The sequence below is a fragment of the Campylobacter concisus UNSWCS genome, assembly GCF_000466685.1.
Classification (GTDB): domain Bacteria; phylum Campylobacterota; class Campylobacteria; order Campylobacterales; family Campylobacteraceae; genus Campylobacter_A; species Campylobacter_A concisus_A.
In genome coordinates this window covers 1-655 of sequence record NZ_ANNG01000138.1, presented here as the reverse complement: position 1 = coordinate 655, position 655 = coordinate 1, and the positions used below count along the sequence as shown (strand labels likewise).

1 protein-coding gene is annotated in these 655 nt (G+C 31.0%); it reads left to right on the top strand.

The features are described from left to right. Positions 1-589, top strand: a 589-nt coding sequence (locus tag UNSWCS_RS12210; protein WP_035144256.1) for a hypothetical protein, incomplete at its 5' end; no start/stop codon positions are given. Positions 590-655 lie beyond the last annotated feature (66 nt).

Sequence of the window (655 nt, the reverse complement as noted above, 5' to 3'; positions counted from 1 at the left end):
TCAAAATCCTGATTTAGATAATTTGACCGATATTAGCTACTGGTATTTAAAGCATAAAATTAGGCGTTTTACTATGTCGCAAACGTTTGTAAGTCTTGAAATTTATAGAAAGTTAAACGGCAGTATTGACCTAATATCTCTTACTAAAAATTATAATAAAGGCTTGGTTAGTGTTGTTGTTGATCCTGATACTAGGAAACCTTTACGGATATTTGATGAATTTGGCGATCTTTGGCAAAAAACTAGGATTATTAAAGATAACAATACTATTAAACGATATGATGATGCAAGCGATGAAATAAAGACTTTTGGCAATACCTTAAAACAAAGGCAAATTTTAAGAATTTGCGACGAGCTTTTTAAAAGTAATGAAAAACCTAGACCAGTAAGTAGAATGAAAGATTACGAGCTAGTTAATTACTATCAAGGCTTGGGCGGTGATGTTAATACTCAACATTTGGCTTATGTTGAAAACTTAATGCTTGATAGAGAGCTAGACAACTTCACGCACTATCACAAAAAGCACGATTTAAATGCCCCTGATATTGATAGTTTTGTAGATAGATGTTTGATTTGTAATGAGTTTTAAGGAGTATATTATGAAAAATTTATTAGTTGATCTTTCTCGTTATCCGTTTTGTTTTTTTCCACAATT